The sequence below is a fragment of the Streptomyces sp. WAC 06738 genome (genome assembly GCF_003945505.1).
In the GTDB taxonomy this organism is placed as follows: Bacteria; Actinomycetota; Actinomycetes; order Streptomycetales; family Streptomycetaceae; genus Streptomyces.
The window spans coordinates 2,361,099-2,378,232 of the sequence record NZ_CP029618.1 but is presented as its reverse complement, the minus strand read 5'-3'; the positions used below and the strand labels follow the sequence as shown (position 1 = coordinate 2,378,232).

Below are 17,134 nucleotides of genomic sequence, written 5' to 3'. Positions count from 1 at the left end.
GCGCCTCCAGGGGGCGGGTCAGACGACGGTGGGCGGGCGGACCGCGTTCTGCAGCTCGATGAGCTTCGCGCGGTCGTCGTCCCGGCAGTGCCGGGAGAGCTTCCGGTAACAGGCGGCGAGCAGCAGCCGGATGGTCCGCTCGGGGGTGTCGCGGGCGGCGGCCGGGCGGGACGGCAGCACGCGGGGGAGGAGGCGTTCACCGGCGCGCGGGCGGTACGGCTCACCGAAGAGCCGGCCGTACGGGAAGCCGTCGCCGCCGCCCGCCGCGTCCGGCCCCGTGACCAGGTCCAGCGCCCACTCCAGGAACTCCGCCTCCAGCAGCAGCCCGTGCTCCTGCGCGAGATGGAGCGGCGCCGCGCTGCCGGTGTCGGCGGCGTCGGCGAGCCGCGCGCGGGCCCGGCCGATCTCCGCGAGCGGCGGCAGCGCCGGGCCGCCGGCAGCCAGGCGCGCCGCCGAGACCCGCAGGGTCGCGATCCACGCGGCGCCGTGGTCGGGGGAGTCCATCGGCATGTTGTCCAGCACGTCGACCGCCTCCCGCCGGCTGCCGCGGGCGAGCGCGAGCCGGGCCAGGCCGAACGCCCCGTTGCCCTGCATCCGGTTGCGGTACCAGACGGTGCGGTAGTGGTCGGTGGCTATCCGGCGCAGCTCCTCCGGCGTGCGCCCGCCGGCCGTCCCGGCCGGGTCGGCCGCCGCGGCGGCGGCCAGCCGCTCGGCGCAGTAGCCGAGCGCCAGCTTCGGCGCGTACTCGCCGGGCAGCCGCCGGTAGACCGCCTCGTAGTGGCGGTACGCCCGGTTCAGCGCCGCCACTTCGGGTGACACCGCGTCGCCCGGGCCCTGTTCACCCTCCGGGAGGACCCGGGCCCCGCCGCCGTCCGCGGCGGTCTGCGCCCGCACCAGGTCGAGCAGCCCCTCGTACCAGTCCAGTTGCCAGGTCCTGTGCGGGCTGCCCGCCAGGATCTCGCGCGCCTCGGCCAGCTCCGCCGCCGCCTCCGCGAGCCCGGGCGCCGGCACCGACTGCAGATGCATCCGCACGTTGTGGAAGCAGATCTCGGCGGACGGCTCATCCGGCGGCTGGTGCAGCTTCCTCCCCGGATCGGTAGTCGAGAGCCCGAACAGGCCGCGCTGGCCGTCCTCCGCGTGCGGCCTGGGCACCGGCAGCGCGGCAGCCACGTCGCCCGCCGCCGGCGGCCGGGTGTCCAGTGGCTCGGAGACCTGCCGCGCGCTCCGCCGCGGCGCCGGCCGCTCCAGCCAGCGGCGCAGCGGCGGCAGTTGGCCGAGGCCGGCGTCGAGCAGCCGCCGCACCGGCACGAACAGGGCGGACGGCTCGGGCCGGTCGGGCTTGCCGCGCAGCGCCCGGATCTCCCGCAGCACGCCGCGCAGTTGCTCGCTCATCTCGGCGGCGGAGGCGAACCGGTCGCCCGGCTCGGGCGCCGTGGCGCACCGCACGACGTACCGGAAGGACGTGATGCCGGTGCCGGGGATGTCGCGGGTCGCGGCGAAGCGGGCCAGTTCCTGGAGCGTACGGCCGACGGTGTGCAGGTCGTGCGCGACGGTCGGCCCGGTGCGGTCGACCTCCGGCGCGGCGTAGCCGGCGGTGCGCACGGGCGCGGTGGCCTCGCTGATGCGGCGGACGCCGCCGAGGTCGATGACCTTCAGTCCGTCGCGGTAGTGGATGACGTTGGACGGCTTCATGTCGCAGTACGCCAGCGGCCCCATGGGCTCCTTGCGCCGGTGCAGGTGGTCGAGCGCGTCGAGGATCCGGCAGCCGTAGGTGATGACCTCCTCGATGTCGAGCCCGCGCCGGCCGCGCCGCACCTCCGTGACGATCTTCTCCAGGGTGTTGCTGCCGACGTACTCCATGACGATGTAGTGCATCGGCTGCTCGGTGCCGCCGCGCGTCTCGCGCAGATAGTCGAGGATCCGCACGATGTCCGGGTGGTCGAGGGCGATGAGGTAGCGGCGTTCGCTCTCCGCCAGCTCCGCCAACTGCTTGTCGTGCCGGTTCAGCAGCTCCTTCACCGCGACCTGGGTGTCCTCGAGGCGGGTGTTCTCCGCGAGGTGGACCCAGCCCTGGCCGCCGTGGGCCAGGCAGCCGAGCACCCGGTACTGGCCGAGCATGTCGCCCTCGCGCAGCCGCGGCACGAACGAGTAGCGGTGCCCGCAGGCCGGGCAGTGGCCCTCGTTGGGCACGGGCGGCTCCACCAGCGGCGGCGCGAGCAGGGCACCGCACGCCTCGTTGCCGCAGCGCTTGCCGTACGCCAGCGGCGCGTTCTCCGGGATCACCGAGTCGTACGCGTCCTCCGCGGGCAGCTCCGGCAGCACCAGCGGCTGCGCCGGGCCGCCGTCGGGCTCCGGCAGCCGCGGCGCGTCGCGGTGCCGGCCGCAGCTCGTGCAGTAGCCGGAGGGCAGCAGCTCGCCCGTGCAGCCGGCGCCGGAGAACAGCCGGTGCGGGCAGTCGGTCCGTACGCCGGGATCCGTCATCGGGGGCCCTCCAGGCGGGCGATGTCCGCGTGCAGCAGCCCGGTCAGCTCGCGGAGCACCGCCACCGGGTCGCGGGCGCAGTCGTGCGCGGTGAGCGCGGCGTTGCGGGCGTTGGCCACCCGCGGTCCGGTACGGCCGCGCTCCAGGGCGATCACCCGGCGGACCAGCCCGCGGGCGTACGCGCGCAGCGCCGGGCACTCCACCCGCCGCTCCGCCTCCTTGACGAACTCGGTGCCGGGGCGGCGGAGCACGACCAGCAGCCGGACGCCCAGCGCCGCCAACTGCGCCAGCACGCCGAGGGCCGCGAGCGGCTCCGCCGCGGTGTCGGCCCCGGCCACGGCGACCCTCACCGGCAGGTCGAGCTGCCGGCCCGAGTCGCGCAGGGCGGGCCGCGGGCCGCCGCCGCGCAGCCAGGCGGTGAAGGCGCTGCCGTACGGCTCCGGCAGCCGCAGTCGCTCGCCCAGCGCGTACGCGAGGTCGTCCGCCCTGCTCCCGGCGGCGTCCAGGGCGATCTCCATCCGGCCGAGACCGGCGGTGAAGGCGAGGTCCCGGGCGGAGCCCTCGGGCGCGGTGACGAGCAGCACGGGCGGCCCGGCGCCCGCGGCCCAGCCTGCGAGCCGCGCGGCCAGCACGGGGTCCGCGCCCGTGCCGGGGCGGGCCGGCACGACGGCGGAGAGCGCGGCGTCGCGCGGGGCGGGCCCTTCGATGAGCCCGCGCACCTCCGGCAGCAGCTCGGCGATCCGGTCCAGCGGGATCATGTGCCCGTGCCGCTTCTCGAACTGCGGCACCTGCCCGTCGTCGTAGAACCGGCTGACGACCATGCCCAGGACCTCCGGCGGCGGCTCGGGGGAGACCTGGTCCAACTGGGCGTTGGCGACGCCCGCGCCGCTGAAGCCCGCTTCGAGGACCATCACCTGGTTCTCCGGCGTCAGTTGCCACCAGGCGCCGTACGGGCCCTCCACCCGGGCCCGTACCCATAACCCCTCGTCGCCCTTCGCGGGGAAGCCGCCGATGAGCACCTTCGCGCCGGTGTAGCGGGGGATGAGGCGCAGCGGTGCCGGGCGGGCCTTAGTGCGGGGCGGGTCGAGGGAGAGCAGCGCGACGTCGCCGTCGGCCGGTTCGGTGCCGCAGGGCCTGACGGAGCCGGGCAGCGGGCGGGCGCGGCTGGGCGGGACGGCGCCGTGGTAGTCGGCGTAGTCGACGGTCAGTTCGCCGTCGGTGCCGTCGAGGGCGTGCGCCGAGGTCAGGGCCCGGTCGGGGGCGATGAGGATGCCCGCGCCCAGCACTTTGCCGCCGGCGCGCAGCCGCAGCCGCCAGCCGTTTCCCTCCGCGGCAGCCCGATCCCCCATGACGGCTGACGATAACGCTCCCGGCGGCTCCCCCTCTACACTCTGGCACGGCTCACTGACAGATAGTCATGACGTGAAGGGGGCTCGCTGATGGCGCTCGAGGCGCGGAGCGATGAGTTGGTGGGGCTGGCGGAGGCGATCGCCGAGGTGCGGCGGGAGCTGGTGCGGGCGGAGCGCGAAGGGGAGCGGAGCGACTGGCGGTTCCGGGTGGAGCGGGTGAGCCTGGAGTTCGCGGTGGAGCTGCACCGTACGGGGGAGGGGCGGCTGTCGCTGCGGCTCGGCGTGGTGGAGGCGGGTGCCGGGGGATCCGCGACCCGGGTGGGTACGCACCGGGTGCAGCTCGATCTGGTGCCGCACGGCGCGGCCGGGGACCGGCCGATCAGCCGCTGAGGGCGCCTCGCCGTCGAGGCGGCGGTGGTGCGGGTGGTGCGGGTGGTGCTGGGTCCCGCGGTGGTGCGGGGTCCGGCGGTGGCGTACGGGATGGGGTCCGTACGACATCGCCTCTGCCGTCCGGCTCGGAACGATTCGGCACCGGGCCTTCCGGGTCCTGCGGGCGGAACGGGCGGCTAGCCCCGCTCGATGCGGATCGTCGTCCACGCGCCGACGTGCACCCGGTCGCCCTCTTTCAGCGGCACCGGGACGAACGGCTGGATCGGGTCGGCCGCGCCGTTGACGGTCGTGCCGTTGGTGCTGTTCTGGTCGACCACCGCCCAGCCGCCCTCCGGCTGCTCCACGAGCATCGCGTGCTTGTGCGAGACACCCGGGTCCTCCGGAGGTCTGGCGAGGTCGATGTCCGGCACCTCACCGGTCGACTGCCGTTTGCGGCCGATCGCGATCTGCGGCCCGACCAGCGGCACCTTCTGCTCGGGCGAGTACGCCGGCAGGTTCAGCCCCTGCGCCTCGGGACCGCTGCGCGACATCATCGCCGCGAAGTACTCCCGGTCCGGCGCGACGACCGCCACCCAGCCCCCCGGCTGCGGCGGCGGCCCCTGGCCGGGGAACTGCTGCCCGTGCTGCCCGTGCTGCGGCGGCGGCTGGGCGGAACTGGGCGGCGTGATCACGAAGTCGCCGCCCATCCGCGGGTCCGGCTGCGGCGGCGCCTGCGGCGGTACGCCGAGCCCGGGTCCGGGCGGCGGCGGGGGCGGCGGAGGCGGCGGCGCCTGCGCCGCGCCGGTGTCCGGGCCCAGCGGCTCGGGGCCGCGGTGGACCTGCGAGGGCCCCGAGGGCTGGTACGTCAGCCCCTGCGGGTGCTGCGGATGGAAGCCCTGCGAGAAGCCCTGGGCCATCGTCGGCGGCACGTACGGCTGGGCGCTCTGGGTGACGAAGTTGTACCGGCACTCCTCGCAGAACTGCGCCTGCCCCTCCCGGGGCGTGCCGCACGACGGGCAGGGCTCCGCGGCATGGGTGGGCTCGCCGGCGGGGGGACCGGGGTAGCCGTAGCCCCCCGGGCCCGGCGGCGGGACCTGGGCGGCCGGTGGCGGGACGGCGCCCGGCATGCGGATGCCGCACACCTCGCACCAGTCCTCGGCTCCTGACGGGTGACCGTTCGGGCAGGTCGCCATCTCGGTGGATCCCCCTGTCTCACTCTCGTCACTTCTTGACGCGGACGGTCTTCGTCGACCGTGTCTCCAGTGTCATCTCGTCGGCCTCCGCGACCTTGGCCTTCAGACGCACAGTACCGCTCGCCGCGTCCACCACGTCCACCACCTTCGACAGTAGCTTCGCGGTGTCCGCGTTGCCGGAGGCGCTCGCGAGCTGGACCGCGCGCCCCAGTTTCGCCGTGGCGCCGTCCATGTCGCCGGCCTTGCGGTCCTCCAGGCCCGCCTGGATGACCTGGGCGAGTTCCGCCTGTCCCGTGTAGTGCGCGACCTGCGCGTTGATACGGGTCGAGGCCGCCATGTCGTCCGTCCACACCGCCCGGATCAGCCCCTGGGAGAGGGTCTGCGCACTGCCGTCGGGGCGCGGCAGGATGAGCGAGACGCGGGCGGCGAGCATCTCCTGGCCCACGGAGGCGGGGGGAACCTCGACGCAGACGTGGTAGTCGCGGGACTCGTCGCCCCACGAGCCCGTGGGGTAGTCGCCGGCGCGCGGGCCGGCCTCCGTACGCCGCTCGGTGAGTTCCTCGACCGTGGGGGCGACCTGCTTGACGAACTTTATGACCGAGCCCTGCGGCGTCCAGAGCCGCAGCGCCACGTCCGCGACCTCCTTGCCCATCGCGGTCTCCATCATCTGCGTGAAGTCCGCGGCCAGGCCGGCCGGGTCGGCGACGATGTCGGCGGTGCCGAGCAGCGCGGAGGCGATGCCGGTGACCTCCTTCACCTCCCAGTCCGTGCCGACGCCGCGGGCGTCGCAGGTGAACCGGCCGGCGCAGGCGTCGAGCGCGGCGCGCAGGTCCTCCGGCGACTCGTGCTCGTTGCGGCCGTCGGTGAGCAGGATGCCGTGCCGGATCGCCACCTCGGAGGAGCCCAGCAGCTTGTCCGCGAGCCGCAGCCAGGTGCCGATCGCCGTACCGCCGCCGGCGCTCAGCTTGCGCAGCGCCTCCTTGGCCTCGGTACGGGTCGCGGCGTCGGCGACCGCGAGCCGGCCGCCGCCGGGGTAGACCTCGCGGGCCACGTGGGTGCCGGCGACGACGGCGAAGGCGACGCCGTCGCGTACCGTCTCGATCGCGGCGGCCGTGGCGTCCCTGGCATTGCGCATCTTGGTGGGGGGATAGTCCATCGAACCCGAGCAGTCGACCATGATCACCACGCCCGCGTCGGGGCCCGCGGAACCGAACTGCGTCCGCCCCGGATCGGCGGCGGGCAGCGGCATCCCGCCCGTCGTGCCGCCGCCCGTCGAGGCGACGGTGACGATCGCGTTGACCTCGCGGCCGCCCTCGGGCAGGTACTCGTTCTGGTAGACCTCGACCGAGAACTCCGGCGCGTTCGACTTCGAGAAGTTGGCCATCTCGTCCCCTCCCACTGATGGTATTTAGATCTATGTAGACAATTCACCGGGCAAGAGAGGCTGACTACGTTACGCGCGCGCCGCCCCCCGTGGCGGATCACACCCCCTCGCGTTCCCCCTCCGTCACGAAGGGCCTGCCCCGCCCGCCGGTCCCGGGAACGGGAGCACCGCCACTGTTACGTTGTCGTGGCCGCCCCCGTCCAGCGCGTGGCCGACGAGCACCTGGGCCGCGTGCAGCGGCCGGGTCGCGGCGTCCTGGGGCACGGCGGCGGCCAGTTCCGCCGCGGCCTCCGCGTAGTTCCAGAGCCCGTCGGTGCACACGATCACCACGCCGGGCCCGTCCGGCTTGAACGAGGCCGTGTGCGGGTCGAGTTCGTGCGCGTCCGCGCCCAGCCAGCCGGTGATCGCGTGCGCGCGCTCGTCCGCGTAGGCGTCCGCCTCGGACATGAGCCCGGCGGCGACCATCTGCGCGGCCCACGAGTCGTCCTCGGTGAGCCGGGCCGACGGCGCGGCGCGGTCGTCCGGCACCCAGTACGCGCGCGAGTCGCCGACCCAGCCGACGGTGAGGATGCCGCCGGCGATCACCGCGCTGACGATCGTGCAGGCCGGCGCGTTCTGGTGGCTCAGCGGCGAGTGCTGCGCGGCCAGTTCGTTGACGGAGCCCGCGGCGGCCAGCAGCGCCTCGTGCATCGCCTGCTGCGGATGCAGCCCGCGGCCCAGCGTGGCCTGCAGCGATGCCCCCGCGGCGACGCTGGCGGCGGCGGACGCCTCGTCCGGGCGGCCGGCCGAGGACACGCCGTCGCAGACGACGGCGACCGTGGCCGGCGCGCCGTTGGGCAGGGCGGTCCCGGCGATGGCGAAGAAGTCCTCGTTGCGGTGGTGGCGCAGGCCCCGGTCGCTGACCGCGGCGACGCCCTCCACCTCGTGCTCCATGTGGTCCCGCTCGCGCGGCTGCGCGTGGCCGCAGCGCTCGCAGTAGCCGTCGGCGTCGATCGCGCCCGTACGGCACGCGATGCAGCGCCGCCCGGGCGGCACCTGACCCGCGGCCGGCGCCTCGGCGGCGGCCGGGGCGTCCGGGGCGGCGGTGCCGAGCGCCGCGCGCGGGTCGGCGCCCTGCGGCGCCACCGGCTCGGCGATGCGGTAGTGCTCCGGGTCCTCCGCGGGCGTGTCGAGGAGGAACTCGCCGGAGTCCCCGCCGCCCTGCGGGGCGGTTCCGGGGCCCGCGATGCGGTAACTGCCGGTGCGCTGCCCGTCGGAAGGCCGGCTGTCCGGCGCGGCGACCTGGCCGGCGGGCGGCGCGCCCGGAGCCGCGGCGGGCGCGGCTCCGTTGGGGCCGGCCGAGGGTGCCGCGGCCGCCGGTGCGGCCGCCGCGGGCGCGGGGGCGGGCGCGGCGAGATCCGCACCGCACGCCCCGCAGAACAGGTCACCCTCCTCCAGCGGCTCCTCGCACGAGGGGCACGAGTGCAGTTGGGATACGGGAGGTGTGTTCGCCATGGGCTTTCCTCTCATACCCAGGTCTTCGGCCGGTAGCGGTTGGCCCGTTCGACCATGTCGATCCGCTCATGGCCGTGCTGCGCGAGACGGGCCAGCACCCGGAAGGAGTTTTCCAGACCGAGCCGCAGCCCGTCCTCGTCCAGCGTGCACCCCAGCAGCGGCTGCTGCGGCGGACCCGCCGGTGCGGCCGGGTGCTGACCGGCCCCGGTGCGGCCGGTGAGCACCCAGTCCAGCGCGCTGCCCAGCACCTCGGTGGCGAGCCGGGCTCTGCGGCCCGCGTCCAGGCCCACGTCCTGCAGCCGCTCGACCTGCGTACCTGCCGCCTGCAGATCGGTGAGCAGCGGCTCCTGCGGGGCGCGCTGGCGCAGCCGGGCCCTGATCGCCGCGACCCGCGCCGCGGTGTAGTGGATCGACGCCTCCGGTACGGACTCCAGCGCCCGTACCGCACCGGACCTGTCGGCGGCGGCGAGCCGCACCCGGGCGAGCCCGAACGCGGCGCTGACGTAGGCGGGGTCGGTCGTCCACACCAGCCGGTAGTACTCGGTGGCGTTGTCGAGCTGGCCCAGCACCTCGGCGCAGATGCCCAGCGCCAGCTTCGGCGCGGGCTCGCCGGGGAAGGCGTCGTAGATCGCGTCGAAGGAGAGCGCGGCGGTCTCGAAGTCGCGGGTGGCCAGCGCCTGGAGCCCGCGGTACCAGACGATCCGCCAGTCGTCGGGGTGCTGCTCGCCCAGCTCGGCCAGCGTGGAGCCGGTCGCGGCCAGGTCGCCCAGCTCCAGGTGGGCGCGTACCCGGCGCAACTGCAGCTCGATGGAGTCCGTCGGCGCGTTGGCCAGCGCCGCGGTCAGCTCCGCCGGCGCGGACGCCATCAGGCCCGCGAGGAAGCCCGCGTTGGGGTCGCTGGGGCTCACCCGCGGCACCGGCAGCGCCAGCGCCGCGGCGGGGGAGTCCAGCGGCAGCGTGTCCGCGATCTGCGCGGGCAGCGCCACCTGCGTGCCCATCCCCGGCCCGCCGCCCGGCAACTGCGGCGGTACGCCCTGCGCGGGCGGCAGCGCCGGAACGCCGTTGCCCGCGGCCCGCGCCGCGCGCTCGCGCTTGCTGACGGGCCGGGCGCCGAGCTGCGAGGTCTCGCCGGTCGCCGGCGGGAACAGCTCGGTGTCCACCACCCGCAGCTCGGGACCGAAGAGCGTGGAGAGCGCCGGCTGCGGCTTGCCCGTCTGCAGCGCCACGACCTCCCGCAGCACGCCCGTCAGTTGCTCGGACATCTCCGCGGCCGAGGCGAACCGGCGGGCCGGGTCGGGGTCGGTGGCGCGGACCAGCAGGCGGTAGAAGGACTCGTACCGGTTGAAGACGTCGATCGAGTCCGGGTCGGGCAGGGTGTCGACGAAGACGTTGGTGTAGCCCTGGAAGTCGAAGGTGAGCACGGCCAGCGTGCGCGCCACCGTGTACAGGTCGGAGGCGATGGACGGGCCGACGTCGGCCACCTCGGGCGCCTGGTAGCCCACCGTGCCGAAGATCGCGGACTCGTCGTCGTCCATGCGGCGCACCGCGCCCATGTCGATGAGCTTGAGCTGGTCGCCCTGCTGGATGGCGTTGTCGACCTTGAAGTCGCAGTACAGCAGGTTGCGGCTGTGCAGGTGGCCGAGCGCCTCCAGCGCCTCGATGCCGTACGCGCACGCCACCTCGACCGGCAGCGGGTCGCGCTTGCCGTCCGGCGTGCGCCGCTCGTTGGCGATCTCCTTCATCGACTTGCCGCCGACGTACTCCATCACGATGTAGCCGTCGAGGCTGCCGGTGCGCTGGTCGAGGTGCTCGACGAAGTTGTAGATGCGCACGATGCCCGCGTGCTCGATCTCCGCGAGGAACCTGCGCTCGGAGACGGCCGCCGCGATGGCGTCCTCGTCACCGGTGTTCAGCAGGCCCTTGAGGACCACCCAGCGGTCGGCGACGGCGCGGTCGATCGCCAGGTAGATCCAGCCCAGGCCGCCGTGCGCGAGGCAGCCCGCGACCTGGTACTGCCCGTGGACGATGTCGCCCTCCTGGAGCTTGGGCACGAAGGAGTACGGCTGCCCGCACTTGGTGCAGAAGCCCTCCGTACGCCCCGGCCGCCCGCCGCGCGAACGGCCCACCGGCGCCCCGCACTCGCTGCGGCTGCAGTACCGCTTGCGCTCGGGCACCTCGGGGTTCGCCAGCACCGCCGTGCGCGGGTCGGGCCGCGGCACCTCCGGCACCGAGACCAGGCCCGCGCCCAGCTTGCCGCGGGAGGCCACCGCGGACGTACGCGAACTCTTCACCGAGACGGAACGGCCCGTCGACTCCCCGGTCAGCGCGCGCGACAGCCGCCCGGACACCGACCGGCGCGACGCCCGCGAACTACTCCGCGACGTGCTGCTCGACCGGCTCGACGCGCTGGAACCGCTCGACGAGGAACTGCCCCGGCTGCCCCGGCTGCCGCGGCGGTGCCCGGTCACCCCGGTGGGCGCCGAGCCGACCACGCCGTCCGGCGAGACGACGGGGGCGAGCCCGCAGGTGTCGCAGTACAGCTCGCCGCCGCCGACGTCCTCGTACGTGCCTCCGCAGCCCGGCCGCTGACATGCCTGCGCGTTGCTCATGACTCCCCCAACTCCGTTCCGTCCAGCCTCACGCCGTGCCCCCGGGCCGATCGACCGGTCCCGCCGCCAGCACCTCCGCCGTGGCCCGCTGGTAGCGCAGCACCGCCTGCTCCGCCGCGATCAGATCGCAGGGCGCCGACCACAGCAGCCGGCGCGCTGCGTCGTACCGCTCCACCAGGATGCGGTCCTCGGCGAAGCCGTGCCGGGCCACCTTCGCCTTGTACGCGTCCAGCCGGCCGCGCAGCTCCGCGCGCACGGCCAGCGGCGCGGTCACCGCCGTCAGCGACTCCCGCGCCCGTAGCAACTCCTCCTCGGCCCGCTGCTCCAGACTCTCCAGCAGCGGCGAGAGCCGGTGCCACTGGGCGCGCCTGCGGAACTCGACCGCGGTGGCCAACTGCTCGTTCAACGCGGTCGGCGGGCCGCTGACCGCCGGCACCTCGGACGCCGCTATCTTCGCCAGCACCTCGCCGCGCGCCCGCCGCGCCTCGCCCAGCGTACGGTCCGCGCGCGACAGCACGTCGCGCACCTTGATCAGCCGCTCCTCCGCGTCCTGCCGGACGTGCAGCACGGCGTCGATCTCCCGGCGCACGTCCTCCAGGCCGCGCGCCGCCGCGTCGTAGCGCGTGGTGTCCGGCGTGCCGCCGCCGGGCGCCGCGCCGGGGCTGCGCCCCGCGGGCCGGGACCAGAACGCCAGCGGGTCGCGCACCACCTCGTCGCGGAGCGACGCCAGTTCCGCGGTGATCCGCTCCAGGTCGTCGCCCGCCGGGTGCTCCCCGGAACGTACGCCGACGGAGTGGGCCAGCGACCGGGTGCGCTGCAGCTCGGCGGCGAGCAGGTCGATGCGCGCGGGCAGCGCCGACCACACGGAGTCCGCCGCCGCGACGACGTCGATCACCTCCGCGTACCACCGGTTCATCCGCTCCACCAGCTCGTCCAGCTTCAGCGACTCCGACAGCCGGGCCGGCCCCGTCAGCGACGCCGGATAGCCGCCGGCGACGGTACGCGGCAGGGCCGCGGCGCCCGGCGCGATGGTGACGCCGTGGTCCCGCAGCAGCGCCGTCAGCTCGGCCAGCTCCGCGGCGCCCGGCGAGCGGCGCCGGGCCCGGATCTCCCGGGCCGAGCCCAGCGCGCCGGTGTACGCGTCGAAGTGCGCCCAGAGCAGCGAGATCGCCTGCTCGGCGGCGGCCCAGCGCTCCTTGGTCGTACCGGACAGCTCGGCGCCCTCCAGCAGCCGGCGTCCCGCGTGGTCCTGGAGCGCGAGCAGCGAGGTCTCGATCGCCTCGTGCTCGGCTCCCAGCCGCGCGAGCGCACGATCGACCTCCTCGCGGTCCATCGAACCCCGTGGCGGGAGCGGCATCTGTTTCCCTCCGTGCTGCCGTACTCTGCCCGTTGCCCTGCTGTTCCTGCTCCGGCGTGCGCCGGCTCAGTCCTTGTACTTGGGGGCCGGCGGTCCCTCGATCCCCGGCATGGCGTCGGCCAGCCACTTGTCGTAGGCGTCCTGCCAGCGCCCGTCCTTGCGGTAGTCGTCGAGCAGCTTGTTGACCCGGCGCACCAGATCGTCGTCGTCCAGGTTCATCGCCACGCCGTAGGGCTCGGGCTGGTCCAGGGTGCCGAAGAGCTTCATCGACGGGTCCTGCGCGGCCTGGCCCGCCGCCAGCGCGTTGTCGGTGACGACCGCGTCGGCGTCGCCGAGCTGCACCCGCACCAGGCAGTCGAGCTGGTTGGGCACCAGCATGACCTTTGCGCCGTACGACTCCTCCTCCAGGGCGGCCTGGCCCGTGGAGCCGTCGGCGGTGCAGACGCGCTTGCCGTCCAGGCTCTCGTCGAAGCCGGTGATCTCCGAGTCGGCGGGCGCCAGCACCGCCTGGTCCCCGGTGAAGTACTCGGTGGAGAACGCCACGTCCTGGATGCGCTCGCAGTTGATGGTCATCGTGCGCACCACGATGTCGACGTCGTTCTTCTGGAGCGCCGGGATGCGCTGGCTGGTCGGGATGGAACGGAAGACGATCTTCTTCTCGTCGCCGAGGATCTCCTCGGCGATGGCCCGCGCCAGGTCGATGTCGAAGCCTTCGAGATCGCCGGTGAGCGGGTTGCGGTACCCCCACTGGAAGCTGTTCTGGTCGATGCCGGCGATCAGGTACTCGCGCTCCTGGATCCGCTTGACGCCGTCGCCCGACGCGGTCGCGGACGGCCGCAGGCTCGCCTCCGGCGTCTCGCACTCCTCCTGGCCCGCCTTCGCCGCCTTGGCCGGCTGCGCCGCGACCGCGCCGCCGGCGGCGCGGTCGTCCGCCGCGCCGTCCTGGCGGCCGTCGCCCGTGAGACCGGGCAGCAGGGCGGCGGTGAGCGCGACGGCCGCCGCCGTCCCGGCCACGCCGCCCCAGCCGCGCAGGTTCCGCCTCGTCCTCGGTGCCTTCGCCGTCCGCATCGCTGCCTCCCCCTTCGCCGTCATCGGTACTCCGAGAGCCTGCGGCCGATGCCGAACACCGCGCCGGCCGCGCCGAGCACGGCGAGCACCCCGGCGCCGATCCACAGCCCGGAGAGCGCCCCGCGGCCGTCCTCCGCCGCGGACTCGAACTCCCCGCGCTCGTGCTCCAGGGCCTCCCTGAGGCTCTCGTCGACCTGGTCGAAGAACTCGCTGGTCGACTTCTCCCCGTCACCGCCGATGACCATGTCCTTGGCGCCCTCGTAGTCGCCCGCGACGTTCTTCTCCTGCGCCTCGCCGTGCAGCTTGCGCCATTCGCGCACCTTGTCGGCGGCCTCGGCGACCGGCTCGCGGCCCTGGTCGTCGTCGGCCAGCTCCAGGGCGCGGCCGAGCAGGCTCTGCTCCGGCGCCGCCTTGGCGCCGGCTTTCTTGCCGGCCAGCTCGGTCATGCCCTTGAGGTAGCTGTCCTCGTACTTGTCGAGGCCCTCCTCGGTGGTGACGGCACCGCGGTTGACGTACGTCAGGTTCTCGTCCGCGCGGGCCCGCAGGGTGTTGATCCGCGCCTCGTTGAGCGCGTGCATCGACTGGGCGCCGTGCCGGTCGGAGTCGCCGAGCCCGGAGCGGGCGAAGGTGTGCCCGACGGAGAGCCAGAGCAGCACGATCACGGTGGCCGCGGAGGCCGCCAGCAGGCCGTGGTTGAACACCCGGTTCGTACGGAGGTAGTGGCGGCGCTGCGCCCAGAACAGGACCCCGAGCGCGAGCAGTCCGCTGGCAAGCGCGGCCCACGGCCATGACTTGGCGTCGGAGTAGTCCTGCTCCAACTGGCCGGTCTCGGAGAGGTAGAGCTGCTCGGCGGCGGGCAGCAGCGTCTCGCGCATCTGCTCGTCCGCGTAGCGCAGGTACGCACCGCCGAGGGGCAGGCCCTGGCGGTTGTTGGCGCGGGCCGTCTCGACCAGCGAGGTGTAGACCGGCAGCGCCTGGTTCAGCTTCTCGATCTGCTTCTGCGACTCCGCGGCGCCCTGGGAGTTGGCCGCGGCCTTCACCAGCAGCTTCGACGCCTGCTGGATGTCCGCGTCGTACCGCTCGCGCACCTGGGCCGGCTCCTGCCCGCCCTCCAGGAAGCCGCTGGACGCCGTGGTGTTGGCCCCGGCCAGCGAGCGGTAGATGTCGGCGGCGTCGGCGCTCAGCGGCTGGCTGCGGTTGATGACGTCGTCGGCCGCGGCGGCACGGTCGGACACCTGCCAGGCGGTGAGCGCCCCGAAGAGCACGACCAGCGCCGCCAGTACGGCCCCGATGATCCGCAGCCGGCCCGGCTCGGTGGTGGCGGCGGCGCGCAGCCGGTCGACGCCCTCGGCGAACGCGGAGCGCCGCCCCGGCGGCACGGCGGGCGGCGGCGGTGCGGCGGAGCCGCCCGCGGGGGAGCCCGGCTGCGGTACGAGTGGGCCGTCGGGGCCGGCCTGCGCGGGAAACGCTGGCGCGGTCCGATGCTCCGGCGGCGCGGCGCTGCCGGCCGGCGGCGGGTACGTCACGTGACCTCCCCCTGGGTCGCTGGCTGTTCGCCCGGTTGCGTGGGCGGGTCCAGTCCACCCCGGGCACGTCGGCAAGTATGGCGGCCCGCTCAGGCCGTCACACCGCGATTCCCGGGATCTTGTTCGGATCGGTACCGTAGCGCGCTGCACGAGCGGGCGTCGGGGCCCATCCTGCCCTTCTTCACGCGCAGCGCATCCGTTCGGTTCCTGTTCCGACCGGCTTCTGCGCCCCGGGGGGAGTGCCGGGGTGCCGGGGCCGCGGCGGGGGTCGCCGCGGGCATAACAAAGGCCCGGTTCTAGGCAGAGATGCCGTCGATCCGGGCCAGGGCCTCGTCCGCGCCGTATGGCTGCAGGTAGGGCAGCCAGCGCGGGTCCCTATGCCCTGTCCCGATGATGCGCCAGGCCAGTCCGGACGGCGGCGCGGGCTGATGGCGCAACCGCCAGCCCAGCTCGTGGATCGCCCGGTCGGCCTTCACGTGGTTGCAGCGGCGGCAGGCCGCCACGACGTTGTCCCAGCGGTGCTGGCCGCCGCGGCTGCGCGGGATCACGTGGTCGACGCTGGTGGCCACTCCGCCGCAGTACGCGCAGCGCCCGCCGTCGCGGGCGAAGAGCGCCCGGCGCGTGAGCGGAACGGGCCCCCTCACGGGGACCCGTACGAACCTCTGCAGGCGCACGACGCTTGGCGCCGCTATCACCCGCGTGGCGCTGTGCAGGAAGGCACCGGATTCCTCCAGGCTGACCGCTTTGCCGTTCAGCACCAGCACGAGCGCGCGGCGCAGTGGCACGACGCCGAGCGGCTCGTAGGAAGCATTGAGGACGAGGACGTGCGGCACGGTGCCTCCTTGTACGCCGGCGGCGCGTGGCTCGCGCCGGGACGATCTGGTCAACAGTGTGTCCTGCACCCCCGCCTCCGCGCCACCACGATCAGGTAAACGGGCCAACCGCCCGGCAAGGTTCCGCGGCCGTCCCCGTGATGTTGATCCCCCCATCCGGCCCGCCCTACGCCTGCTCCCACCGGGCGGTAACCGGACCGCAACACGGGCGCCGCCGAGGGGCCCCACGGCGCCCGCCGGACGGTCCCGCGACGGTAAAGCGACGCTAAAGGAGCAGGCCGGAGCGGCGGGTAGGGTGAGGGCGTCCGCCCCTGAACGGAAGGTTCCACGCCGTGTTCGCCACCGCTCGCCCGGCTGCCGAGAGCCCCTCCCCGACGCCGCTTGAGGACTCGCGCAAGAGCGCGGAGGAGACGGCCGGGTGGATCCAGGAGAACTGGGCCTCCTGGCTGGGCGTGGGCCTGCGGATCCTGCTCGTCGTCGTGATCGCGTACGTGCTGCGGCGCGTGGTCCAGCGCATGATCACCAAGCTGATAACGCGGATGACGCGCACCGCGGACGCCGTGGACGGCACCGCCCTCGGCGGGCTCCTCGTCAACCACGAGAGACGCAGACAGCGGTCCGAAGCACTCGGTTCCATCCTGCGCAGCAGCGCCTCCTTCGTGATTCTCGGCACAGCCGCCCTCACCGTGCTCTCCGCCCTCAAGATCGACCTGGCACCGCTGCTGGCCAGCGCCGGCGTCGCGGGCGTCGCGCTCGGCTTCGGCGCCCGCAACCTGGTGATGGACTTCCTCTCCGGCGTCTTCATGCTCATCGAGGACCAGTACGGGGTCGGGGACACCATCGACGTCGGCGAGGTCACCGGCGAGGTGATCGAGGTCGGGCTGCGCGTGACCAAGCTGCGCGGCGACAACGGGGCGATCTGGTACATGCGCAACGGCGAGGTCAAGCGGATCGGCAACCTCAGCCAGGGCTGGGCGACGGCCGTCGTCGACGTGCCGGTGGCCGCAGGCGAGGACCTGGACCGGGTGCGCGACGTGATCGCCGCCGCCGGCGAGGAGTTCGGCGTCACCGAGCCGTGGAGCGAGCAGTTGTGGGGCGAGGTCGACGTGCTCGGCCTCACCGCCGTCGCGCAGGGCACCGCCGTCATCCAGGTGCAGGTCAGGACGATGCCGGGGAAGTCCATCGGGGTCGAGCGGGAGCTGCGCTGGCGGATCCGGGAGGCGCTGCTCGCGGCCGGGGTCGTCATGTCGGACGTACCGCCGGGAGCGATCGTGCCGCCCCGGGCGGAGCAGGTGGCGGTGGTCCGGCAGGCGCCGTCGGGCGGCGGTGGCGGCGGGGAGTAGTCCCGTCCCCCGGGCAGCCGCGGGCGGCCCGGCGCGCTTTTCGCCCGTACTCTTGACGCGCTTCGTCCACGGCATTACTTTCGCCGCACTCCGATAGGAAAGTTTCCTAACCATTCGGAGCGGCGAGC

The 17,134-nt window shown here is 74.5% G+C and carries 12 protein-coding genes; 2 read left to right on the top strand and 10 right to left on the bottom strand.

Annotated features, from left to right (window positions below):
- Nucleotides 1-18: 18 nt before the first annotated feature.
- Nucleotides 19-2,481, bottom strand: a complete 2,463-nt coding sequence (locus tag DMB38_RS09975; RefSeq protein ID WP_125934865.1) for a tetratricopeptide repeat protein — start codon at nucleotides 2,479-2,481, stop codon at nucleotides 19-21.
- On the bottom strand, nucleotides 2,478-3,830 hold the full coding sequence (locus DMB38_RS09970; RefSeq protein WP_125934864.1) for a serine protease: 1,353 nt from the start codon (nucleotides 3,828-3,830) through the stop codon (nucleotides 2,478-2,480). The genes DMB38_RS09975 and DMB38_RS09970 overlap by 4 nt, the downstream gene beginning before the upstream one ends.
- 90 nt (nucleotides 3,831-3,920) lie before the next feature.
- Between DMB38_RS09970 and DMB38_RS09965 the strand changes: the two genes are divergently transcribed.
- Nucleotides 3,921-4,220 carry a trypco2 family protein gene (locus tag DMB38_RS09965; protein WP_125934863.1) on the top strand — a complete coding sequence of 100 codons (300 nt, stop codon included), beginning with the start codon at nucleotides 3,921-3,923 and terminating at the stop codon, nucleotides 4,218-4,220.
- A 176-nt stretch (nucleotides 4,221-4,396) separates the two neighbouring features.
- Here DMB38_RS09965 and DMB38_RS09960 read toward each other — a convergent pair whose 3' ends face one another.
- The 8 genes from DMB38_RS09960 to DMB38_RS09925 form a co-directional block, all read right to left on the bottom strand.
- Nucleotides 4,397-5,392 carry an FHA domain-containing protein gene (locus DMB38_RS09960; protein WP_206337673.1) on the bottom strand — a complete coding sequence of 332 codons (996 nt, stop codon included), beginning with the start codon at nucleotides 5,390-5,392 and terminating at the stop codon, nucleotides 4,397-4,399.
- A gap of 28 nt (nucleotides 5,393-5,420) precedes the next feature.
- Nucleotides 5,421-6,776 carry a VWA domain-containing protein gene (locus tag DMB38_RS09955; protein ID WP_125934862.1) on the bottom strand — a complete coding sequence of 452 codons (1,356 nt, stop codon included), beginning with the start codon at nucleotides 6,774-6,776 and terminating at the stop codon, nucleotides 5,421-5,423.
- A 123-nt stretch (nucleotides 6,777-6,899) separates the two neighbouring features.
- Nucleotides 6,900-8,270 carry a PP2C family serine/threonine-protein phosphatase gene (locus tag DMB38_RS09950; protein ID WP_125934861.1) on the bottom strand — a complete coding sequence of 457 codons (1,371 nt, stop codon included), beginning with the start codon at nucleotides 8,268-8,270 and terminating at the stop codon, nucleotides 6,900-6,902.
- A gap of 11 nt (nucleotides 8,271-8,281) precedes the next feature.
- Entirely contained in the window at nucleotides 8,282-10,879 is a 2,598-nt protein-coding gene (locus DMB38_RS09945; RefSeq protein WP_206337672.1) for a serine/threonine-protein kinase, read from the bottom strand.
- Between the two features lie 28 nt (nucleotides 10,880-10,907).
- On the bottom strand, nucleotides 10,908-12,212 hold the full coding sequence (locus DMB38_RS09940) for a hypothetical protein (protein WP_125938926.1): 1,305 nt from the start codon (nucleotides 12,210-12,212) through the stop codon (nucleotides 10,908-10,910).
- A gap of 90 nt (nucleotides 12,213-12,302) precedes the next feature.
- Nucleotides 12,303-13,304: a glutamate ABC transporter substrate-binding protein gene (locus DMB38_RS09935; protein WP_206337671.1), complete on the bottom strand. Its 1,002-nt coding sequence runs from the start codon at nucleotides 13,302-13,304 to the stop codon at nucleotides 12,303-12,305.
- 20 nt (nucleotides 13,305-13,324) lie between these two features.
- Entirely contained in the window at nucleotides 13,325-14,830 is a 1,506-nt protein-coding gene (locus tag DMB38_RS09930) for a hypothetical protein (RefSeq protein WP_125934860.1), read from the bottom strand.
- 296 nt (nucleotides 14,831-15,126) lie between these two features.
- Nucleotides 15,127-15,663, bottom strand: a complete 537-nt coding sequence (locus DMB38_RS09925) for an HNH endonuclease (RefSeq protein ID WP_047015830.1) — start codon at nucleotides 15,661-15,663, stop codon at nucleotides 15,127-15,129.
- Between the two features lie 332 nt (nucleotides 15,664-15,995).
- Between DMB38_RS09925 and DMB38_RS09920 the strand changes: the two genes are divergently transcribed.
- Nucleotides 15,996-17,006: a mechanosensitive ion channel family protein gene (locus tag DMB38_RS09920; RefSeq protein WP_125934859.1), complete on the top strand. Its 1,011-nt coding sequence runs from the start codon at nucleotides 15,996-15,998 to the stop codon at nucleotides 17,004-17,006.
- Nucleotides 17,007-17,134 lie beyond the last annotated feature (128 nt).